We start from the raw sequence: 23,429 nt of genomic DNA, 5'->3' as shown, positions 1-23,429 counted from the left end.
TGTGTCATATGCCATATTTCGACAGAGTTTGGGTTAGGGGGCTTTCTGATGATTATCGTTACAAAATAAGCATGTAAAGGCTGTGGCATGAATCATGCTTTATCTCACGACTTACTCGTTGTGGTATTGGTCTGTGTTCAAGGCTATGGAGCTGTTAAGTAGATGACGTTTATCCATCAACATAAAGCCCAAGACCTTAATAGAAATGCTCCTGCCATTATTAACGTAATGAATTTGTTATGATTTTTTAAATTAGTATTTTAGCTATTCTGCTGTCGATAGAAGGGCGATATGGGTTCGCTTGAAGCTAACAGAGTGTTTATGCATCCATCGTTCAACTAAGTTGCTTCTCTGCAATATAGAAAACGACATGATTGTTTATATTTTATTAAGGTTAATAGTGAGAATTCCTGATTTTTTGAGAGTAGCAGTCCGCTGTTGGACAATTATCCTCACCCTACTAGTTGCTTTAGTCATTGCTCCATCTCTTGCCACAGCCGATGCAGGGTATCGCATCAACAAAGGTGATAAATTGAAAGTCGACGTTTGGCAGGAAGAGAATTTACATGCAGAGGTCATGGTATTGCCGGATGGCACTATATCCTTTCCGCTGGTGGGCGTTATTCAGGCCGCAGGCAAAACTACTGACGAGTTGCAGATTTTTTTGCAGCAACGTCTAGAGGAATACATACCAGGGCCGGAGGTTAATATCTCCCTCATTACTGTAGAAGGCAACCAGATATTCATTATTGGTGAAGTCGCCAGGCCCGGGCCTTACATCATGTCGAAAAACTTAGATGTTATGCAGGCGCTCAGCTTGGCAGGTGGTCTAACACCCTTTGCGGCAAAAAATGATATCCGTATTTTGCGCCGCGACAACGACGGCGTTTCTGAAACATTACTTTTTTCCTATAGCGACGTAGCGGATGGCGATAACCTGGGTACCAATATTTTGCTGCAAAGCGGCGACACTGTGATTATCCCTTGATATTGCAAATATCAACATGTATCACTATGGAAAGATTATATTTGCCAGTCTGGTGTGGGTTATGTTTGCACGAGTAGCTGTTGGCGCTGAGTGGAAAGTGGCTGGCGCTTTGGATCAAGGCGTTGAGTATGATGACAATATTGCGTTAAGGCCCGATGCTACGCCGACGTTCGGTTATCTGCTGAAGCCTAGATTCAGCGCAGACTGGAATACCAACAACATAGGGCTTGGTTTGACAGGGGGCGGTGATATTCGCCGATATGATGACGAGCAATGGAATTGCGACAACTTCTCGCTGGGAGCTAATCAGCACTATTTGATGAAAACCCAGAATTTTTCAGTGGCCGGGGGCTATTCGCAAAGCTGTTCTTATTCCCAGCAGACATCAGACACCGGTATATTGGTCCCCGGTAATCAGTCCGAGAACTACAATTTAGCGCCTAATTGGAACTGGCAGTTTGCGCCACTGGATAAGCTAAGTTTAAGCCCGACTTATGCTCAAACAAGTTATTCGGCCAACGGATCGAGCAATGAACTTGGAAGTGGTGCCAACTTCCGAAGTAATGATACCTACAGCTTGAATTTGACCGAAACACACGACTGGGATCGCCGCCTATCCTCTAATCACAGCCTGTTTTTTTCCCGAAGCGAGTTTAGTAATGCGGGCAGCGCTTCCAGTCAAAATATGTATGGTTTTCAATTAGGTGGTCAATATGCCATCAGTCGCGCCTGGTCAATCAATGCTGGTGCAGGCGGCCGTTGGGTCCAGCAACCTTCTTCGATTAATAATACATTAGCCAGCAATAGCAGTGACTCGCCGATCTTCACAAATGTGGCCAACTTAGGGCTGAACTATAAAGGCCAGAACATGGATTATGGCTTCAATTTTTCACGCACGGTCAATCCCAGTGCATACGGCCAGTTGCTTGAAAACAACTCGGTGAACATGAACTACTCCTATCAAATTAGCCGAGAACTAGCTTTCAACTTTGACGCCAGCCTGCAAAAAAACCAATCCATCGGCCAAAGCCAAACTCAGGCGGCCCAGAATCGAACTTACTACTCGGCATCGAGCGGACTAGTATGGAAATTTTCCAAAGATTGGAATGTGTCCGCTAAATACCTTTACCGTCGTCAGGAGTATCCTGATGTCCAGGGCGGGCAGGCTATTAACTCACTTGCGGGCGCACAGGAATCCAATGCATTCATGCTCCACCTTAACTACAACTGGGATGGCTTGCGGGTTTCCCGCTAAGCCGACTAACTAATCACTTATGGACGAAGAACAAAACGGCAAGACCATTAGCGAGTACCTTGAAATACTCGTGCGACGTAAAAACTTACTGTTGATTTCATTTTTAACGATTGGCTTTCTGGGCTTTGTGCTGGCTATGAAATTGCCACCAGTTTACCGTTCGTCGGCCACCATCCTGATCGAGGATCAACAGATTCCTCGTAGCATGGTTGAAACCACCATTACGGATTTTGCCGACAAGCGCATCGAACTGATTCGGCAACGTGTCATGACCCGCGACCGCATACTTTCCATTATCCAGAAACACAAAGTGTATCTCGATGAACGCGATAAATTGGTGCCCAGCGAGATTGTCACCCGCTTCCAGGAAGATGCTGAAATCAAAATGATCTCAGCAGATGTGCTCGACCCTAATCGTGGCGGGGGGAAGGCGACCATCGCGTTTAACATATCGTTTAGTGACAGTAATCCGGTTTTAGCACAGGCTGTTGCCAACGAATTGGTTAGCCTGTTTTTGGATGAAAACACCCGGGTTCGTGCTCAGCGCGCGGCGAAAACCACGGATTTTCTGAGTGCTGAGGCTGAAAAACTCAAAACAGAGATGGGCAGCTTCGAAACCCAGATCATGGATTACAAGGCAAAACATGGTTACAGCTTACCGGAAATGTTGCAAAACAACCTGTCCTCATTGGATAGAGCAACAGAGTCGCTAAGACAAACTGACAGCGACATCCGCATCGCCAAGGATCGCATCGTTTATTTAACCGACTCCTTACGCCAGGCCGAAGATGATGTACCCGCCTCAGAAACCGGCAAACCTCTCAATAAGGATGAACAACTTCGATTACTGAAATCCGAATTTATCCATCTCAGCTCACTCTATACGGCCACGCATCCGGATGTTTTGCGGGTAAAACGGCAAATCCAAAATCTGGAGCCGACGTTTGACGGCCAAGCCAACGAAGTCGATGCTCGTAAAGAGTTAACAGACGCCGAAAACATACTCATAGAGCTTAAAAAGAAATATTCAGAAACGCATCCGGACGTACTTAAACAAGAAAAAAGAGTTAGCAATCTGACCGATAAGCTAGCCAACGCTGCAAATAAAACAGCTGAGTTGGCTGAAGATGCGCATCAAGGTAACACCTTATATTCCTCTATAGCCAATCAGCTAACGACTACTGAGCACGAACTGGCTCAATTGATTACAACCAGGGAACAATTACAGAAAAATAAACTGGAACTGCAATCGTATATCGATGAAACACCGCTGGTAGAAAAGGAATACCAGGATCTTTTGAGAATGCGTCAAACCAGCCTGAATAAATACGCTGAGCTGGAAGCCAAGTATCGAGAAGCTAAATTAGCGCAAACCCTGGAAGAAGAGCAAAAAGGTGAAACTTTCACGTTGATTGAGCCGCCGATAGCGCCGGATAAACCCGAGAAACCCAACAGAAAAAAAATCATCGCTATGGGCTTTGGCTTGGGGATAGGTGTTGGTTTAGGGCTTACACTTTTATTGGAATTCATGCATGAGACGATTCGAGGCGCCAAAGCCTTGGAACGCGTCACCGGCATGCCGCCCATCGTAGCCATACCGTATATCCAGACACCACAAGACAAACTAAACCAAAAGAAACGCCAAAAGCTTATTTGGATTATCTCGCTGGTAGTGTTCATTGCGCTCATCGTAGTGACTCACTTCGCAGTAATGCCATTGGAACAAATATGGGCAACACTGCTATTGAAGCTGGGGAAGCTATGAATATTTTGATTAAAAAAAACCAGCTAAGGAACGTCTACCAAATAACTTTAACACCTTGTTCCCTCTCCCTCAGGGAGAGGGCTAGAGTGAGGGACTTAACTTACGCTTATGGTTCCCATGCTTCGCGTGGGAACTCCCTCGGCGACGATCCAGCGTCCCGAACCGCAGAGCGGTTCAGGTTGCATTCCCACGCGAAGCGTAGGAACGATGCAAAAAGGCAAAATGTAGGTTGGGTTGAGCAAAGCGAAGCCCAACAAAATCAAATTGTTGGGTTTCATTACATTAAGCACAACCTGCCTTTTACTTCAATCTCCCGCACTGAGATAAGCAGCGAATTAGCCTTAACTACAAGCGGAGTGACGCTTTGACCACGACTAACCAACCGCACGCACTTACTTCCATACAGTACACCCGCACCCGTACAGCTTCGGTAGCACCCGAAGTTATGCGTGAGCGACGCTTGGTTATGGGTTTAAAAAACGACCCACACGCTAATGTATTCCGCTTGCTCCGCTCCAACGTTCTGATGCAATTGCGGGAAAAAAACTGGACCAGTATTGCGGTTGTCGCGCCAACAGCGGAATGCGGTAAAACATTTATCACGGCCAATTTGGGGATTGCGCTAGCGATGGAGGTCAACCAAACCGTGTTAATCGTGGATGCCGATCTGCGCAATCCGCAAGTGGGTTGGTATTTTGGTTTGGATGTGGAAAAAGGTTTGCTCGACTACTTGCAAACCGACGTACGAGTCGAAGATTTGTTGGTCAATCCTGGCTTCGATCGGTTGGTCGTGCTGCCGGGTAAGCATACAACTTCGGTATCATCGGAGATGATCTCGTTGCCCAAAATGACTTCGTTGGTAGACGAGCTAAAAACCCGCTATCAATCGCGCATCGTGCTTTTTGATCTACCGCCTTTGTTAACTTCGGATGATGCGCTGTTATTCATGCCTCATTTCGATGCTGCTTTGCTGGTCATAGAAGATGGCAAAACCACCCCGGATGAAGTACGTCAGTCGTTAACCATACTGGATCAGACCAATCTGGTTGGTACGGTTTTGAATAAGTCTAAGGGTGCCGTGCTGCCTCAGTATAAACAGACACTAGGCTAAGGATATGGTTGGCATTAATTTCATGAAACCCAAGTGCATTGTTCCTAAGCTTCGTGTTGGAATACAACCTGAACCGCTCGGGACACTGGAGCGTCCCCGGCGGCATTCCCACGCAAAGCATCACTGCCATTAAGTTAAGGAAGAACAATCCCTTCTCCCTCCGGGAGAAGGTTAGGATGAGGGGATTAAATAAAGCTTTTTTGCCTTATTATAAATCTCCTCTCCCCAACCCTCTCCAGCAGGAGAGGGAGCTTTTTCTTAACTTAATGGCATTGACGCAAAGCATGGGAACCATAAGCGGGGAAGTTAATTTTGCTAAATCCTAACTAAGGAACGCCTACGAAATAACTTCAACAGCTTGTCCCCTCTCCCTCCGGGAGAGGGCTAGGGTGAGGGAATTAAATGAACGAGTTAATTCGCGCGCATTGCTAACTTAACTAATCACAATATTTTTAGTAACACACTTGCCAAACCAAAAAAACACAAAAATATGATTTTTTCGCTATTTCATTCAACAGACTCTTGCAGTCAATCGCATTTAAGGATTTTGTTATGAACGATCGCGTAAGAATGTTTGGCATCGACTTTCATTCATTCACCATGTCGCAAACCGTTTCCCGGCTATTGCAATGGAGCAGCGAGCCCGAATACGGTTGCCGTTATGTAGTGACGCCGAATGTAGATCATGTGGTCAAATTTCAGACCGATGCTGCTTTACGCGAGGCTTATCAAGATGCCTCTTTGGTCACCGTGGATGGCAAACCCGTATTGTGGGCATCCCGTCTATTAGGTAAACGCTTACCGGCGCTGGTGCCCGGCAGCGACTTGTGTCCGGCGCTGTTTGATGCAGCTAAGGTAGCACCAGAATTGCGGGTGTTTTTATTGGGTGCAGCGGAAGGCGTCGCCGTCAGAGCGGCAGACACCATCGCAAAACGCTGGCCATGGATCAAGGTTGTTGGATGTTTTAGTCCGCCTATGGGGTTCAACGCACTGTCGGCAGATAACCCGGCCGTAGTGGAAATGATCAACCAGGCCAAGCCCGACATACTGCTTGTGGGACTGGGCGCGCCAAAGCAAGAGCTTTGGGTACACGCCATGCAACACCAATTACAGGTGAAAGTGGCGTTATGTGTCGGTGCCACCATCGACTTTCTGGCAGGGGAAAAGAATCGTGCGCCCAAACTGATGAGGACTCTAGGATTGGAATGGTTGCATAGAATGTTGAGCGAACCTAAACGCCTGGTCGGACGCTATTGGCACGATGCAAAAGTATTCCCCAAGCTGGTATTTATTGAGTGGATAGCCCAATTTCAAGGTGATGCATAGGCAATGAACAGTAATACTTTATCGATAAATTTTTCCGTTTATGCTGAATCAATCGTAACGCAAAGGGATGTCAATATTTCTGCAAGCTACTTTTGCCGCAATCCTAAGGAACACGCACCAAATAACTTTAATAAGGCATTCCCTCTCCCGCGAGGAGAGGGGGTTTACGACAGCCTCAGAGGGGCTGGGTGAGGTCGAAGTTATTGGTAACCACACTCATGCATTTCTAAACGTTAGATGAATTTAACAAGAGAGTTTTCGCTATGATTTCCATCAAGTTAGTTAGGAACGCACCCAAAATAACTTTAACCAGGCATCCCCTCTACCTGCGGGAGAGGGTTAGGGTGAGGGGGTTAAATGTCGAAAATATTTGCTTTTCATTCCTTAAATCCTGGAAGCATGTTTTTGCCGTTGCCCTCTTTGTGCAACTCAATCTATTCATAGCGCCAGTGTTTGCCTGCGACGCGCCAGCCAACCGCTTTTGCGTGGAATTTTTCAAAGGAACAGATCTTGCAGGTAAGCCGTTGTATACCGGAAAAGCACCTTACATCAAATATAACTGGGCAAAGCGCAGCCCTGCGCGTCGGATAGCAAAAGATAACTTCTCAGCCCGCTGGCGGGGCCAGTTTGACTTCAAAACTGGACAATACGAATTTCGTGCTTTGGCCGATGATGGCGTACGCATATTGCTGGATGGCCAGCCCATCCTTGATCATTGGCAAGACGGTAAAGCATCAGAATACCTTGTTGCAGTAAACCCAGGTGCCGGCACACATTTAGTTGAAGTGGAGTATTTCGAAGCGACAGGCAATGCACAGGTGCAAGTTGCCTGGAAACAGCTAACAACATCATCGCCACTCGTCATTGCGCCTAAAGAAACAGTCACGGTAGATAAGGTTGTCCCAACAATCCCCTCTTCTGTAATTAATACTGTTGAGCCAGTAACTACAACAGCGCAAACCATTACAACGCAGCCTTCCAATACGACAGCCACAACCTCTGCCGTTACTGCATCGTCAACCACTGCAGCAGAAGCACTCGCTGTAAAAGCTGCTGCGGCAAAAAGCAAGACCAAAAACAATCCTGTAATCAAGGCGCCAAAACCGAATGTTAACAAAGCGCCTATTGGCGTTAACCTCTCGCCCTTTAGCTATTACAGTTCGACCGTGCCTTTTAAAGACCTCATGATGCAAAGTGGCGGTCTTAGTATTCTCAAACAGAGCAGTAACGATCCTTGCCCTGAGCAACCGACGCTCGATCAGGAAGGTTATCCGAGTTCATTGCCAAATGGATGCACGATTAGGATCTGGAGTGTTTTTCATATCCCTAAAGATGGTTTTTGGCCAACGGATACGCCACCTTATCAAGCTGGTCACTATGTGTTGCTTTATCAAGGCCGTGGAAAGATACGACTGGGCTGGGATGCTAAAAATATTACTTATAAAAACGATGGCCGCATCGAATTTGATGTACTGACTCCTAAAGACGGCATACAGCTCGAAATAACCGCAATGGAATGGAACGACCCCATCCACGATATGCATATTGTACATAGTAATGATGAAGCAACATTTAAAGAGCAGCCTTTCAATGAAAAATGGTTGGCATTGCTAAAGCCTTTTCAAGTCCTAAGGTTTATGGATTGGGGCGCGGTTAGTTTAAATAAATCAGTTTACTACTCGCCAGCCATCGCCCATACAGCGCAAAGTATTACTTTGGCGGATTCTGCACCTGCAGGAGATGGCGCCTTCGCTAACATGGTGGCATTGCTAAGTTTAGATGGCAAATGGCCACGGGTTATTATTGATAGATACGATGGCGCTAAACGTACGTTGCACCTGAAATCACCGATAGAAACCTCAACAAGCGGCAAACAGCCAACAGTCAACATTTATGATTTTGTAAACAGAACTTGGGCAGATAGGGCCCCAGCTACTACGTTAGGACAAACTTCTGTTAAGGGCATGGCCTTCGAATCCATGATCCAGTTGGCAAACACCCTGGATGCCGATCCCTGGATTACGGTGCCCACTGCTGCAGACGATAAGTTTGTTGAAGAATTGGCTCTGATTCTAAAAAAATCGCTCAAGCCAACTCTGAAGTGTTACATCGAATATTCTAATGAAACCTGGAATTTCGGTTATCCAGGCTACAACTATTCCGAGGCAAAAGCCCGCGAGTTGCAATTAAGTGGGGCTGCCGTTCAGGCTGATGCCTGGCATGCCTATAGGGCTACCGAAATCTTTAAAATATTCAATCGGATTTTCGGCGAAGCCGATCTTCATGAGGCAAGACAGCAAAGTCGACTGGTGCGAGTACTAACTTCGCAAACGGCATGGTTTGACCGCGCGAAAAGTGTCATGGATTGGAAAATGCCGAACAATGGCATGCCTACCCAAGGTAACCCTGCTTACAAGTTTGCCGATGCCTGGGCGGTAACCACCTATTTTTACCTGGACAAAGACAAATCATTAGAAACCCTTAGCCAGGAGGAATTGTTAACAGCACAGATCGACAACATCAATAGCTTATTTGGTGACAGCAAAAATCCTGGCCTGATCAGAAATATACTCGCGGAATCCAAAGCCAGAGGCTTGCAACTGGTGGCCTATGAAGGGGGAACCCACTTGTTGGCACCGCAGAATAATGCTGAATTAATTGCCAAGGTAACGCAAATTAATAAGGATCCACGGATGAAGGATGTGTATGCCGTGATGCTTAATCATTGGAACAAGCTGTTTCAAGAGTATGGTGCCGATTCGGTAGGGGTGTTAAATCATTATTCGGATATCAGTCGATATGGCAAATATGGTTATTGGGGCTTGTTGCAATCTACCTATCAGGACCCTGCGACTGCACCAAGATACCAAGCGATTAAAGACTATGTTTCAGCGCCTTAATGGATTATTGAAAATGGCTTATTGCTTATTTTATTTTCAGAATTGGAGTAGTTCCTATTAATCCGAACTGGTTTGCCTATCTGGCCCTTTTCAGCTGGCCGTTGGTAACGATTGCCATATATCAACGTTTGCCCATAGGTAAGGCGACGCTGTGGTCTATCTTGGCCGCCTATTTTCTGCTGCCTGCAGGACTCAGCGTAGACGTTCCGCTAGTGCCGCCGCTGGATAAGTCGACTATCCCCAATATAGCGGCTTATCTGGTTTGTTTGTTTATCAAAGGCAAGAGGGTGCCATTGTTGCCAAAGGATCAGATGGCGCGCTGGTTGATGCTTGCCTACGTAGTTAGCCCATTTGTCACGGTATTGGGTAATGCTGATCCGCTTATTGCCGGACCCACGTTTATTAAAGGAATGGAGCTTTACGATGCTCTATCGGCCGTGATTAGACAAGGTTTGTTTATTCTGCCTTTCCTGCTCGGTCTTGCCTTTCTGCGAGCCGCTAAGGATCATGAAGACATGCTGATGGTGCTTGCCGTGGCAGGATTGTTGTATTCCTTGCCTATGTTGCTCGAGGTGCGGCTTAGTCCGCAGCTACATGTGTGGATATATGGCTATTTTCCACACAGTTTTTTGCAACAAATGCGTGGAGATGGTTTTCGACCGGTCGTATTCATGGGGCATGGCCTGCTGGTGGCTTTTTCTACAATGACCAGCGTGATTGCGGCGACGGCGCTTTGGCGAACTGGGCGCCGGGTAAAATGGCATTCGGGCGGACAAGCTACTGCATATCTCATGGCGGTGTTGCTGTTATGCAAAAGCATGGCTGCGTTTTTGTATGCTGTTACTTTATCCCCTCTGGTACGTTACGGTAAGCCGAAGCAACAAATTCGGGTAGCCAGCATTCTGGTATTGATTGCCATGTTTTATCCAGTTCTTAGAGGTCTGGATTGGTTTCCAAGCCAAATTATATATGATGCTGCTTCTTCATTCAGTCCTGATCGGGCTCAATCTTTTGATTTTCGTGTTCGAAATGAGGACATGTTGCTAGATAAAGCTAATGAACGCCCCTTGTTTGGCTGGGGTAGTTGGGGGCGCAACCGTGTTTACCACTCTGAATCTGGCAAAGACTTAAGTGTAACGGATGGCCGCTGGGTTATCACTATTGGCCAGTTTGGCTGGATAGGCCTATTTGCCGAATTTGGTCTATTGGCGCTGCCGGTATTACTGAGCGCTAGAGCATTGCGTTATCTAGCTGATCGGCGGGAGTCCATTGTCCTCGGTGCTGTTGCGCTTATCCTTGGTATTAACGTGCTGGACCTAGTTCCAAATAATCCGATGAGCCCTTGGACTTGGTTGGTCGCTGGAGCGCTGTTGGGGCGTTACGAACAACTCTTATATATCAAACGTACTCAATCCGCTTCAAAGCACCATCTTAAATACACGCGTCCGGTTCAAGATATACCGGCGCATTAGATCAACAAAATCGATTAATTAAGCAAACACAACTAGTGACAGAAGAAAGCAAGCAAAATTCGCTGAAAAAGAAATCTATGAAGGCCGTTATGTGGAGTGGCGGCGAAGTAATAGCGCGACAAGGCATTCGGTTAATAGTGTCGGTATTTCTTGCGCGGCTGTTAACCCCTGAAGAGTTTGGTACGGTTGCATTGCTTTATATATTTGCCGATATCGCACATGCTTTTATTGATAGCGGTTTTTCATCGGCGCTAGGACAGCGGCAAGATATCACGCATACCGACGAGTCAACGGTGTACTGGTTCAGCATTGGTATGGCCGTTATCTGTGCAAGTCTGTTATGGGCTGCATCGCCCTATATTGCTGACTTCTATGGTTTGGATGTATTAGCGCCTTTGATCGCAATTATGGGGCTTAATATTGTGGTGATGTCACTGGGTAGTGTTCATCATCCTTTGCTCACAAAGCAGCTGAAACTGAAGAAAATTACCATTATTACCGCATCTTCATTATTCATATCGGGTTGTGCGGCCGTTTGGTTTGCCAGTGCAGGTTTTGGTGTATGGGCTCTAGCCCTTCAGCAACTGACTGAAAGTGTCGTCTCAACCGCTATGTTATGGATGCTAAGCGGTTGGCGACCAGGTATTGTTTTCAGCATTGCGTCTTTACGGCGCCTGTTTGGATTCGGAGGTTTTCTGATGTTGACCAGCTTTCTGGATATTGCCTACAACCGTGCCTACGCGCTAATTGTCGGGAAGGTTTACGGTGTGGGTGATTTGGGATTTTATAATCGAGCCGACAATGCCAGGCAAATTCCCATGCAGGCACTTTGGATTTTTTTGTCCAGGGTGGCTTTCCCTATTTTTTCAGCAGCTGCGGGCGATATTGAAAGGATTCGTCGAGGCATGCAATATTCCATTCGTGGTGTGATGTTTATCAATATTCCTATCATGCTAGGGCTTATGGTTACTAGCGAACCCGTCATAGTATTAATCTACGGTGATCAATGGATAAGCGCTGCGCCTCTATTACAAATTTTATGTTTGGGCGGCATATTGATGCCTTTACATCTCATTAACCTAAACGCCATTAAAGCAATAGGACATTCCAAAGTATTTTTCAGAGCAGAACTGGTCAAGAAACTCATTGGTACCGGCATGCTGGTTTTTGGGCTGAGGTATGGCATTTTGGGGCTTGCCTGGAGTCAGGTGGCCTATAGCATCATGGGCTTTTTGGTAAATGCTTACTTTAGTGGGCGTTATTTCAATTATGGCCCCCTACAGCAAATATTAGATTTTCTCCCCGCTCTTCTGCTGTCGGCAATTATGGCCTGCACAGTATTTGCTATGGGTAAATATTGGCATAATAGCTTTATACCCTTGTTGAGCTTGCAGGTTGTCGTGGGCGGTGTCTTATTTGTCATGCTATGTCAAGTATTTAGGCTAGAGGCATACACCGAAGTACGCACAATGCTTGCACATGGTTTTGCTAAAAAGTAAGTCAATCTAATTACGCATTGTCAATCAACCCATACTATAAGGAAATTTACATGAGTCTAATGAATCTCATAACCCCCCTAAGCTTCAACACACTAAAATCTGATATTCAAGGCGTTAAGCCATTTCCACATTTTTGTATCGATAATTTTCTGGATGATGAATTTGCCAATGAAGTGCACGATGCGTTTCCGTCTTATGAAGAATCAAAAACGATGGGCAAGGAGTTTTCGGCGGTTAATGAAAAATACAAGATACAGATTTGCGATACGACCCAATTTTCACCGGCAATTCTTAAGTTACATCACTTATTAGCATCACCTGAGTTTGTCGACATGGTCAGCCAAATGACAGGCATTCCCAATCTATTGCCAGATCCCGAGCTGATGGGCGGTGGCATACACGAAACCAATTCCGGCGGCAGGCTTGATGTGCATGTGGATTTTAACTTTATTGAAAAGACGCAATGGCATCGACGCGTCAATATCCTGATTTACTTCAACAAAGATTGGCAGGAAGATTACGGTGGCTTTCTTGACCTGTGGGACAAGGATGTCAAAAACTGTGCAGGCGCCTTTGCACCGATATTTAATCGTGCCTGTGGTTTTTCCACTAATGAAATCAGTTATCACGGTGTAACGCCTGTGCGCTGTCCTCCCGGTAGAGCGCGGAAATCTTTTGCGGTGTATTACTACACCAAAGAAGCGCCTGCTGGTTGGGATGGTGTCAAGCATTCAACCGTTTTCAAAGCAAGACCGGATGAGTGGTTGAAAGGTCACTTGCTAATGCCAGCAGAAGACTCGTTGAACAGTTCAAAACAGGTGTTTCGCAGCCTGAAAAAAACCGTAAAAACAATGATAGGCAAGTAATTGGTTGATAGATTTGGTCGTGTAGCTCAGGGATAAGGAAATGCCAATTGAATTCCTTCATATCAGGTCAACGCTACTCCAGAGGAAATAGTGCCCATAAAGTTGTATTACCCCTCTCCAAAGGAGGCTGTCGTAAAAAGTAAAACAGTTCCTTCTCCCACCGGGAGAAGGTTAGGATGAGGGTATATAAATCCGATGTTTATATTATTTATCCCCCTCACCCCAGCTCTCTCCTTTATGCCCTGTGGGTACGAGAGGAGAGAGGGCTTTTGCGACAGCCTCCAAAGGTAGAGGGGTATTTGAAAAAAGCGATGATTTTAGTTAACAAAGCGAGAGCACTAAGAAAAAATCAAACTGATGTCGAACGACTATTATGGCAGCACCTGCGCAACAGACGCTTTTATGACTGTAAGTTTCGTAGGCAATTGCCAATAAAGCCTTACATTGCAGATTTTGTTTGTCTTGAGTTAATGCTGATTATTGAATTGGATGGTGGGCAGCATGCTTGTCAAATTAACTATGACAAGCAACGTAGTTTGTTTCTAGAACAACGTGGTTTTAAGGTTATGCGGTTCTGGAATAATGAAGTTATTGAAAATACCGAAGGCGTTTTAGAGACCGTACGCTTGGCAATTTTAGAGATTGAGCAGAGAACAGAATGATTTATTTATTTCCCCTCACCCAACCCTTTGGAGGTTGTCATAAAAGTCAAAACAGTTCCTTCTCCCGTTGGGAGAAGGTTAGGATGAGGGTGTATAAATCAGATGCTTACATTATCCCCAACCCTCTCCCTCGAGGCATAAGTATCTACACAAGTACCGACCCCTTCTCCCTTGAGGGAGAAGGTTGGGATGAGGGTGAAATAAAGGGTTGTTTTTATTCTCCTCACCCCAACCCTCTCCAGCAAGAGAGGGCGCTAGATCGATTTGTAATTCATTGGATTTATAATGCAAAAAAATTGTGTAGATACCTATGCCCGCGAGGAGAGGGGGCTTTTACGACAACCTCCTTTTTAGAGGGCTTGATATTTGAACTTCTTTATTTGCGAAATAAGTCAGTTATAAGCCCAGCGAGCATAGTGCAATAATCCATGGAACCTCAATTACTGATCGTTATCCTTAATTACCTTGCCACCGATGTTACCGTGGATTGTTTGCATTCATTGTCGGTTTGTCCGGTGGTTCTGAGTGGCCGGGCAAAAGTCGTAATATGGGAAAATGGCACAGGCGCTGATGCTGTCGACACCTTGCGCGAGGTATTAGAGGAAAACCAATGGCATCATTGGGCTGAGTTGCTGGTTTCGCCGGAAAATCTGGGCTTTACCGGTGGAAACAATCGGGTGATCGAACGTGCTCAGCAAAATGGCGACTTACCCGCGTATGTGCTGTTATTGAATTCAGATACCTTGGTGACCGATGATGCATTGACCAGCTTAATCGATTTCATGGATCGCCATCCGCAGGCCGGGATTGCCGGCAGCAAGCTTTTAACTGAAACCGGTGAACACCAATGCTCACCATTTCGTTTTCCCGGCATCGCTTCCGAATTTGATCAGGGCTTAAAGCTGGGGGTGGTTTCGCGTCTACTGTCTGATTGGTGCGTAGCCATGCAACCACCCGAAGAAGAAACACCAGTCGATTGGGTATCCGGCGCCAGCATGATATTACGTTCGAACATGTTGGATCAGATCGGCTTACTGGACGAAAGCTTTTTTACTTATTTTGAAGACATGGATCTTTGCCAACGTGCGCATCAAGCCGGCTGGCAAGTATGGTATGTGCCGCAAAGCCGGGTTGTCCATTTGGAAGGCGCCTCTAGTGGTATTGGGCATCGAATTGTCATACGCAGACCTACCTTCTGGTTCCAGGCACGGCGGCGATATTTTCTGAAAAACGAAGGTGCTCTGAAAACGTTAGTTATCGATGCTGCCTTCATGGTGGGTTTTGCCTTGTGGCGCGTACGTCGCTTTATGCAAAAAAAACCGGATTTTGATCCGCCCGGCATGCTGTTCGACTTTATAAAACAGAGTTCCATCATCCAGGGTACTGAGATCAGGCCTGTGACAAATCCATCATCAATGGATCAGAAAAAGTCTATGCATCAGTTTGTTATCGAACACTTTCTGGTACTGCCGGTGCCATTCCGGCGACAGGGTGACGTACTATTAATTGAAGCCCAAGCCCATCATGGCCTGCATCGCTGGCTTGATAATTTTGAAACGCTGGCGCTTGCCGCCGCTGTAATACCTGAATATTTAGCTATCGAAAGGCGAGAGGTGCAGTGGATACAGCCCGATCCCGTTATTCTTGAGCGTGTGAAATTGGTGCCTTTGCCTTGGGCCTATCGGCCCGATCAATTTTTGCGGGCGATGCTAGATACTGTCCGCGTGTTAGATCCACTAATCCGAGATTCACGTTACTTGCAATTTGCAATTTCGGGTTTATGGGGCGATTGGGCGTCGGTGGCGGCAGAAATTGCCATTCAGCAAAAACGTATTTATGCAGTGCATACGGACAATGTCTGTCATGAATATATATTGCGAGCGACTAGTAATCTTGGGCCTATGCAGCGTTGGCGCGCTCGTATCGATAGTCCATTGATGAAGATCTGGCACAAGCGGCTTATCAGTCAATGTAACCTGGGTTTGTTTCACGGTATGGATACTTATGAAACTTACAAGATTTGGATGTCTGCCGATAAATGCGCGGCCTCTGTTCACAATATTCACGACATCCCCGATCAGGATGCGGATTCGTCTGCCAACATTTCTACGTCGGATCAGATTCACATTCTTTATGCTGGGCGCGTTGCATCTGAAAAAGCGCCCTTGGAGTGGTTGAGTGCTCTGCAAACCGTTCAATCGCAAGGCGTAAAATTTAGAGCGACTTGGGCGGGCGATGGCCCGTTATTTAACGAATTGCAACAAGCCATTCAGCTCAGTCAATTAGCAGAGATCATATCTCTGCCTGGTTTTATTGCCAGTCGAGCCGATATAGCCACACTGCTTAAATCGGCGGATTTGTTTGTATTTACCCATGTCACGCCAGAATCCCCGCGTTGTCTGATAGAGGCGCTTAGATTGGGTGTGCCTATTATTGGCTATGACAGTGCCTATGCGCGTGATCTTATTGAAAAGAACGCTGGTGGCGTATTAGTGCCTCGCCATAATTGGCAATTGTTAGCCGAAAAAGTCAGTCAATTGGTTAGTAACCCGGAACTCATTGCTCAACTCAAAGTACGAGCACTTAAAGATGGGGAACGTTTTACAAGTCGAGCTGTTTTTCTGGAACGCTCAGAGTTAATCAAGAGTAATCTTTAAGGTCTATAAGGAATATTTATGCACTTTCCATATCCTGTTTATTTTGTTTATAAAAACAAAACGCATGGTATTACCGATGGTTTAACTGAAATAGATCCCAACGCTAAACCAGAGCGATTTAAAACAGGCGAAGACTGCTGGATACTTCAAACATTCCTTTATCTGAAACAAAATGGCTATTCCAATATTTATTTAGTATCAGATATTGTACCAGGTCAGATATGCGTTATTCATTATTGGGAGTTGGCAACTAAAGATAGGTCTTATCGTAGTTTTATTATTGCCATTCAAGCGGATACGCCCTTGGCCCCACTAGCTAATATTCGAGTTGTGCAAAACAAACTACGTTTGGCTTCTAATTATGATTGTTATATTACCCATTGGCCGCAGCCTGGCTTAATTTCACGTAACTCCAAACGCGGCAGCACAATCAAAAATATAGCCTATATAGGCCACCCTGATTATCTAGCCGCAGAGTTTAAGAGCGCCTTTTTTAAAGACCAACTTGAAAAAATAGGCGTCTCACTTTTAATCAAAGAATCTGATTGGAATGATTATTCAAATGTCGATCTTGTTTTGGCAGTTCGAGATATTAGCGCCTTCGATATATCCGGCAAACCACCTAGCAAGCTGATCAATGCCTGGAAAGCAGGATGCCCGGCATTAATGGGTCCAGATCCGGCCTATCAACAGCTGCGTAAAGATGACTTGGATTATATTGAAGTTTACTCTGCTGAAGATGCCTATGATGCCATTGTAAAGCTGATACAGAAGCCTGAACTCTATGAAGCCATGCTGAACAGATGCCTGGCCCGTTCAGATGAATTTACAATTAATACTATTGCCAGGCAATGGGAGGAATTATTTTTTGGAAGGGTTTCTCTTGAATATGAACGCTATTTGGATAACCAAAGGGGATACAAAAAAATGATTTCTTTTATGAAGTTTATTGTTCGTGCAATTAAACATAAGGTTGAGCGAAAAGCCTTTTTTAGATTGATACATAAACCGGTTGTATAAAAACTATTGAATGAATGCTCAATTGATCGAGTCTAAACCTGTGAAGACAGGTAACCGCCTGGCCTTCGCAGACGGATTGCGTGGCCTTGCCGCATTTTGGGTGGTGCTTTACCACATGTCGGAAGGTAAGCATTTGGAACACCTCAAGCCATTGATGCCACATTCTATTTATGCAGCTGTTTTCGATGCCGGACATTTAGGGGTGGGGGTGTTTTTTGTACTGAGTGGTTTTGTAATGGCTTATACCGTGCGGCAAGCAACGGTTAATCGCGCTTATGCGGTTAATTTTCTGCTGCGGCGCATGATTCGATTAACGCCACCGTATTATTTTGCGATCATCGTTACGCTGGTATTGGCGTTCGTAAAAGGCAAAGCACTTGGGTTGCCATATGAACTCCCTAATGTAACCCAGCTTTTGGCGCATGCTTTTTATATGCAGGGCTTACTCGCTATGCCGCATTTTAATATTGTGTATTGGACGCTTTGTATCGAAGTGCAGTTTTATGTGGCCTTCGCAATGCTGTTTTTTATCGCCGATAGTTCAAGCAGGCATTTTGACGGCAACACGGCACGTTCTTTCGTGATAGGCCTGATGGCTATTATCGCGCTGTGTTGGCCGCTTGGCTTGATCTCAACTACGGTGTGGCCGGGTGTTTTTTTTGAGTTTTGGTTCAGCTTCTTAGCTGGAGTGCTAGTTTGCTGGGGTTTGTTGATGGGCGGTTATTTCAGATTGTCCGCAATATTGTTTTGCCTAGTCCTGCTTTTTGCCGGTTTACTAAACGCATCGCAATTAACCCTAACCGTCGCGGTTACTGGGTTAGTGATGGCATGTGCCAGTGCTTTCGACCGTATGAATACTTGGTTAAATTGGCGCTGGATACAGTGGTTGGCCTTGATTTCCTACAGTCTTTATCTTTTACATAACCCGATCACAGGACTGAGCTTTCGCGTCGTTCACTTGCTGATTCCACCCGGAATAACAGCGGATATTATCGGTGTTACCACCACTTTAGCCTGCTGTCTGATTGGGAGTTATCTGGCCTTTTGGCTGATTGAAAAACCCTGTATTCGTTGGAGTCATGCAGTCTCTCTAGGGCCTAAATCAGTGCAAGAAAGTTTGAAAAGTGACAAGGATTAATTAATGAATATCGCTGTAGTAGTAATCGGTCGAAATGAAGGTGAACGTTTGCGGCGTTGCCTGGAATCAATTCGCGCGACGGCTGATGCAATCGTTTATGTCGATTCCGGTTCAATTGACGGTTCAATTGAAATGGCCAGGAATATGGATGTAGAGATTGTAGAGCTGGATTTATCTACTCCGTTTTCCGCCGCGCGCGCTCGTAATGAAGGGTTTGCTTATTTAATGCAACGCCATCCGGCGATTCAGTTTGTGCAGTTCGTTGATGGCGATTGCACGCTTGCATCCGGTTGGCTGCTAGCAGCGGGTACAGCATTAGCCAATAGTAAGCATTACGCTGCAGTGGTCGGACATCTGCAAGAGTTGCATCCGGACGCCTCGCTTTACAATCGCTTGTGCGCCATGGAATGGTGTTCGCCTACGGGTGAATTGAGAAATTTTGGTGCCTTGGGTGGTATTGCCATGATGCGGGCCGATGTGTTTCAACAGCTGGGAGGATTCAATCCAGAGGTCATTGCCGGTGAAGATTCTGAGCTGGGTGTGCGTATGGCATTGGCCGGTTTTAAAGTTATTAAGATAGACCATGCCATGGCGGTGCATGATGCCAATATGCTGCGATTTTCGCAGTGGTGGAAACGTGCAGTTAGGGGAGGGCATGCCATAGGGCAAAGGGCTTTTCTCAATGGGCAGTCGGCAGTAATGGATTGTGTGCGGGAACGAAAGAGCGCCTGGTTTTGGGGTATTGTTTTGCCTGCATTAATTTTGTTCGCAGCTGTTCCCACAGCGGGGTGGAGCTTTTCGTTATTAGCGGGTTATCCGCTGCTAGGCTATCGAGTTTATCGTTATCGGCTAGGGCGTGGCGATAGTGAGCAGGATGCTTTGCTGTATTCCTTTTTTATCGTTTTGGGGAAGTTCGCGGAAGGCATAGGCTTGCTTAAATTTCATATCAACCGCTTGCGGGCCCGCTATGAAATTATTGAATACAAATAAATGAGGGGGGTAAATGATTGCAAGCATTTGTTTTATATGCCCTCATCTTAACCTTCTCCCGGTGGGAGAAGGAACTGTTTAACAGCCTTGTTCGGAAACTGTCGCAAAAGCCCCTCTCCTCGCGTACCCACAGGGCATAAAGGAGAGGGTTGGGGTGAGAGGATAAATGCCGAAGTTATTTGGTTTTCATTTCTAATTAAGAATGAACTGGTTTTATTTGACTGACATATAAATTTATTTTTAATAACGTACATTGCACAATGATTAATAAAAAATGGAAAGTAGGCCTGCTGGGTGCGGGTTATATCTCAGAGGCGCATGCGAAGGCATTGAAAGCTAATGACAACGTGGAATTGTGTGCCATCTGCGATTTGTCTATTGCCAGGGCGGAAAAAGCAGCTAAGACCTTTGCTATTCCTCAGGTGTTTTCTTCGTTACAGGCCTTACTGGAATCTGACGTAGACGTCGTACATGTGTTACTGCCGCCGGATGCGCACTATGCAACCACCCGGCAGATTCTGGAATCCGGACGCCATGTTTTCCTGGAAAAACCGATGGGCGTCAACGCCGAGGAATGCCAACAACTGGTGGAGCTGGCCGATCAAAAGCAAGTCAAGCTGGGTGTGAATCATAATTTTTTGTTTTTGCCTGCCTATGAAAAATTGCGTCTGCAGGCCAGAGACGGCACGCTGGGGAAGCTCGATCAAGTCACCATAAATTGGTTATACGCTTTTGGCCTGATCAAATTTGGCCCATTCGACAACTGGATCTTACGCGAACCACAGAATTTGTTTCTTGAATTGGGGCCGCATCTGGTGGCATTCTTGTTGGATCTGGTGGGCCCGTTGGATTATGTGGCTACCGATATTTTTAAACCCATTGATTTGCCGGGAGGTGCCAGAACCTATCGCCGTTGGCATGTGCATGGTCGTTGCATCGATACTGGTATCGACTTGAATCTGTCGGTATTACCCGGTTTTGCCGACCGTTCTATTACAGTACGAGGGCACGCTGCCACCGCAAAATGTGATTTTGACCGCGATATTTATTGCCGGGACGAACCCAGTGGCGCGGGGGTACATTTTGACAACTTGTTGACAACGGAAACTGTTGCCTTTCAATACGCCAAAACCGGTGTTATCAATTTTGTGCGTGCTATAAACGGTAAGTTAAAAAAACAGCCTTCGGCCGATCCTTACTTCGAGACTATCCATCTTAGCGTGACAAGCTTTTATAGCGGGCTGGCCGGAGAACTAGATTCCAGGCTGGATGGCCGGTTTGGTTTACAAGTTATTCAGACATGCGAAAGGATTATTCATCAAGCACATTTCGAAGCACCGATAGCGAGCGGCCAGATTTGGACCGTGTTACCAGCATTACAAAAACCGACCGTATTGGTTATTGGCGGTACCGGATTTATCGGTAAGTATTTGGTTCAGGCGCTGATTAAGAAAGGTTTGGGTGTCAGGGTGATAACACGCAGTAAGAACGCCGGTCAAATTGCTTTGGCGGGTTTGCCGGTAGAGTTGGCGCAAGGTGACCCGGCTGATGCCTCATTTCTGGATAGCGCCTTGGAAGGTATTGATGTGGTCTATCACTTGGCAAAGACCGATGGCAAAAATTGGCAGGACTATTACACCCAGGATGTACTAGTTACTAAAAATATTGCTGAAAGAGCTTTGGCGCATGGCGTCAAACGCTTTGTTTATACCGGTACCATTGATTCCTATTATTCCGCCGATGCTAACGAAGTCATCACTGGCGATACGCCGCTCGATCCAAACATAGAAAGTCGTAATCTGTATGCGCGCTCAAAGGCAACCTGCGAAGCGCTTTTAACGGAGTTACATACAAACCAGAGTTTGCCATTAGTCATTTTTCGCCCTGGTATCGTCATCGGTAAAGGTTGCCCACCCGCCCATTGGGGTGTAGGTATGTTTGAATCAGAAACCCGGGTACAGTTGTGGGGCGATGGTAAAAACAAATTACCCTTGGTACTGGTAGAAGACGTAGCTGAAGCCTTGGCTATGGCGTTGGACGCACCCGCTATCGAAGGGCAGACCTTTTTATTGACAGACCAGCCCATGCTGAGCGCACAAGATTATGTGGATATTGTCTCCAAAGAACTGGGTACAAAATTACGCGCGGAACCTACCCCAATCTGGAAGCTTTATCTAAGCGATGCTATCAAGGAATTTGCCAAAAACGCTATCAAGCATCCCAATAGCCGCACCTCAAGTTATCGAGATTGGGATTCACGTAGTCACCGGGCGCGTTACGACAGTAGTAAAACTATGGTAGTGCTAGGCTGGAAACCGGTAGGTGATCGGGAACTCATGGTTCAGCGCGGCATTATTGATGCCGTGCAAGCGTTTATGCAGTAGAAATTTTCGAAAATTAATATCATGACTACTACCCAACATATCGGCTATTTCATCAACCAATATCCGGCTGTCAGCCACTCATTCATTCGCCGGGAAATTCTGGCGCTGGAAAGCCTCGGTTGGCGGGTAAGTCGTTTTGCCATCCGCCCGGCGCCTGGTGGCGTTGTGGATGTGGCAGATCATGCTGAGGCTAAATTGACGAAATTTATCGTTAAAGTCCCACTGCATGAGTTCATTGCGATCATTGCCAAGCAGCTATCAGGCAATGCCGTACTTTTTTTTCGGACTTTGATTTTTGCATTTCGGTTTAACGTACGTCATCAGAAAAACTGGATAAAAACCCTGATTTGTTTTTTTGAGGCCTGCGTGTTGAGCGATTGGGCAAGCAAACAGAGCATCGGTCATATCCATGCACATTTTGGCACCAATTCCACAACCATTGCGATGTTTGCCAAGTGTTTAGGTGGGCCAGGTTATAGTTTTACGGTACATGGGCCGGAGGAATTCGATAAACCGGAAACACTGGGTTTGCTTGAAAAAATCAGACAAGCCCGTTTCGTGGTGGCGATTTCGTCTTATGGTCGTTCGCAGTTGTATCGTTGGGGGGATTTTGCTGATTGGCAGAAAATAAAGATTGTGCATTGTGGTTTGGATGCCGAGTTTTTGCATCACTTTCCCAGCCCGATTCCTGCGGAACCCCGAATGGTATGCGTGGGACGACTCAGCGAACAAAAGGGTCAGTTATTATTATTGCAAGCAACTGCGCGATTAATTGCTGAAGGGGTTGTTTTGAAGTTGGTGCTGGTAGGTGATGGGCCTATGCGCAACGAGATTGAACAATTCATCGCCAAGCATGATCTGGCCGCTTATGTTGAATTGACCGGCTCATTGAGCGGCGAGCAAGTGCGGCAACAAATAGTCAATGCGAGAGCCTTTGTGCTGCCGAGTTTCGCAGAAGGTTTGCCGGTGGTAATTATGGAAGCGTTCGCTTTGGGGCGACCAGTCATCAGTACGTATGTTGCTGGCATTCCGGAGTTGGTGGTCAATGCTGAGAACGGCTGGCTGGTGCCTGCCGGTTCAGTGGATGATTTGGTTGTTGCCATGCGCGTTGCATTACAGTCTTCGCCTGAGACTTTGGCTGAAATGGGTGAACTGGGGCGTCAGCGTGTATTGGAAAGACATGCGATTGATACCGAGGCGGAAAAACTGGGTCAATGGTTTGCAAATTTGAGCGGGTTGCCGCCGGTGGCTTAGATTTTGTCAAAATCACTTTCTCGTTGAAAGAGTATCCATAGGGCATAAAGGAGGGGGTAGGGTGATGGGAATAAATAATGTAAGCATCTGGTTTATATGCCCTCATCCTAACCTTCTCCCGGAGGGAGAAGGAACTGTTTTA

16 protein-coding genes are annotated in these 23,429 nt (G+C 46.2%); all 16 read left to right on the top strand.

Features of this window, described 5'->3' with window-relative positions:
- Positions 1–400 precede the first annotated feature (400 nt).
- The 16 genes from A1359_RS16410 to A1359_RS16320 all read left to right on the top strand — a co-directional run bounded on the left by A1359_RS16410 (position 401) and on the right by A1359_RS16320 (position 23,287).
- Complete coding sequence (locus A1359_RS16410; RefSeq protein WP_066985595.1) at positions 401–988, top strand: polysaccharide biosynthesis/export family protein; 588 nt, start codon at positions 401–403, stop codon at positions 986–988.
- Positions 989–1,049: 61 nt separating this feature from the next.
- Entirely contained in the window at positions 1,050–2,243 is a 1,194-nt protein-coding gene (locus tag A1359_RS16405) for a porin family protein (protein WP_157200584.1), read from the top strand.
- Positions 2,244–2,262: 19 nt separating this feature from the next.
- Positions 2,263–4,008: a GumC family protein gene (locus A1359_RS16400; RefSeq protein ID WP_066985587.1), complete on the top strand. Its 1,746-nt coding sequence runs from the start codon at positions 2,263–2,265 to the stop codon at positions 4,006–4,008.
- Between the two features lie 364 nt (positions 4,009–4,372).
- Positions 4,373–5,119, top strand: a complete 747-nt coding sequence (locus tag A1359_RS16390) for a CpsD/CapB family tyrosine-protein kinase (protein WP_066985581.1) — start codon at positions 4,373–4,375, stop codon at positions 5,117–5,119.
- A gap of 552 nt (positions 5,120–5,671) precedes the next feature.
- A complete protein-coding gene (locus tag A1359_RS16380; RefSeq protein WP_066985575.1) occupies positions 5,672–6,445 on the top strand; it encodes a WecB/TagA/CpsF family glycosyltransferase in 774 nt (257 codons plus the stop codon).
- Between the two features lie 422 nt (positions 6,446–6,867).
- The gene (locus tag A1359_RS16375) at positions 6,868–9,345 is read left to right on the top strand and encodes a PA14 domain-containing protein (protein ID WP_066985573.1); all 2,478 of its coding nucleotides are present in this window, start codon (positions 6,868–6,870) and stop codon (positions 9,343–9,345) included.
- A gap of 101 nt (positions 9,346–9,446) precedes the next feature.
- Positions 9,447–10,817, top strand: a complete 1,371-nt coding sequence (locus A1359_RS16370) for a hypothetical protein (protein WP_157200583.1) — start codon at positions 9,447–9,449, stop codon at positions 10,815–10,817.
- A 77-nt stretch (positions 10,818–10,894) separates the two neighbouring features.
- Entirely contained in the window at positions 10,895–12,316 is a 1,422-nt protein-coding gene (locus A1359_RS16365) for a lipopolysaccharide biosynthesis protein (RefSeq protein ID WP_198159387.1), read from the top strand.
- Between the two features lie 50 nt (positions 12,317–12,366).
- Positions 12,367–13,182, top strand: a complete 816-nt coding sequence (locus A1359_RS16360; RefSeq protein ID WP_066985565.1) for a 2OG-Fe(II) oxygenase — start codon at positions 12,367–12,369, stop codon at positions 13,180–13,182.
- A 269-nt stretch (positions 13,183–13,451) separates the two neighbouring features.
- Positions 13,452–13,844 carry an endonuclease domain-containing protein gene (locus A1359_RS16355; protein WP_232322327.1) on the top strand — a complete coding sequence of 131 codons (393 nt, stop codon included), beginning with the start codon at positions 13,452–13,454 and terminating at the stop codon, positions 13,842–13,844.
- 428 nt (positions 13,845–14,272) lie between these two features.
- Positions 14,273–16,501, top strand: a complete 2,229-nt coding sequence (locus A1359_RS22075; protein ID WP_083960694.1) for a glycosyltransferase — start codon at positions 14,273–14,275, stop codon at positions 16,499–16,501.
- A gap of 18 nt (positions 16,502–16,519) precedes the next feature.
- A complete protein-coding gene (locus A1359_RS16340; RefSeq protein WP_066985557.1) occupies positions 16,520–17,521 on the top strand; it encodes a glycosyltransferase in 1,002 nt (333 codons plus the stop codon).
- A gap of 40 nt (positions 17,522–17,561) precedes the next feature.
- Positions 17,562–18,659, top strand: coding sequence for an acyltransferase family protein (locus A1359_RS16335; RefSeq protein ID WP_198159386.1), 1,098 nt, complete (start codon positions 17,562–17,564; stop codon positions 18,657–18,659).
- A 3-nt stretch (positions 18,660–18,662) separates the two neighbouring features.
- On the top strand, positions 18,663–19,649 hold the full coding sequence (locus tag A1359_RS16330) for a glycosyltransferase family 2 protein (RefSeq protein ID WP_066985551.1): 987 nt from the start codon (positions 18,663–18,665) through the stop codon (positions 19,647–19,649).
- Positions 19,650–19,909: 260 nt separating this feature from the next.
- The gene (locus A1359_RS16325) at positions 19,910–22,033 is read left to right on the top strand and encodes an NAD-dependent epimerase/dehydratase family protein (protein ID WP_066985548.1); all 2,124 of its coding nucleotides are present in this window, start codon (positions 19,910–19,912) and stop codon (positions 22,031–22,033) included.
- 21 nt (positions 22,034–22,054) lie between these two features.
- Entirely contained in the window at positions 22,055–23,287 is a 1,233-nt protein-coding gene (locus A1359_RS16320) for a glycosyltransferase family 4 protein (RefSeq protein WP_066985545.1), read from the top strand.
- The last annotated feature ends 142 nt before the right edge of the window (positions 23,288–23,429 follow it).

It is taken from the genome of Methylomonas lenta, from assembly GCF_001644015.1.
Taxonomy (GTDB): domain Bacteria; phylum Pseudomonadota; class Gammaproteobacteria; order Methylococcales; family Methylomonadaceae; genus Methylomonas; species Methylomonas lenta.
This window is presented reverse-complemented; position numbering and strand designations above follow the sequence as displayed.

What these genes read in the sequence shown, in the direction of transcription:
- A1359_RS16325 (WP_066985548.1), top strand. Translation starts at nt 19,910, where the DNA reads ATGATTAATAAAAAATGGAAAGTAGGCCTGCTGGGTGCGGGTTATATC.
- A1359_RS16365 (WP_198159387.1), top strand. Translation starts at nt 10,895, where the DNA reads ATGAAGGCCGTTATGTGGAGTGGCGGCGAAGTAATAGCGCGACAAGGC.
- A1359_RS16400 (WP_066985587.1), top strand. Translation starts at nt 2,263, where the DNA reads ATGGACGAAGAACAAAACGGCAAGACCATTAGCGAGTACCTTGAAATA.
- A1359_RS16330 (WP_066985551.1), top strand. Translation starts at nt 18,663, where the DNA reads ATGAATATCGCTGTAGTAGTAATCGGTCGAAATGAAGGTGAACGTTTG.
- A1359_RS16380 (WP_066985575.1), top strand. Translation starts at nt 5,672, where the DNA reads ATGAACGATCGCGTAAGAATGTTTGGCATCGACTTTCATTCATTCACC.
- A1359_RS16405 (WP_157200584.1), top strand. Translation starts at nt 1,050, where the DNA reads ATGTTTGCACGAGTAGCTGTTGGCGCTGAGTGGAAAGTGGCTGGCGCT.
- A1359_RS22075 (WP_083960694.1), top strand. Translation starts at nt 14,273, where the DNA reads ATGGAACCTCAATTACTGATCGTTATCCTTAATTACCTTGCCACCGAT.
- A1359_RS16360 (WP_066985565.1), top strand. Translation starts at nt 12,367, where the DNA reads ATGAGTCTAATGAATCTCATAACCCCCCTAAGCTTCAACACACTAAAA.
- A1359_RS16340 (WP_066985557.1), top strand. Translation starts at nt 16,520, where the DNA reads ATGCACTTTCCATATCCTGTTTATTTTGTTTATAAAAACAAAACGCAT.
- A1359_RS16320 (WP_066985545.1), top strand. Translation starts at nt 22,055, where the DNA reads ATGACTACTACCCAACATATCGGCTATTTCATCAACCAATATCCGGCT.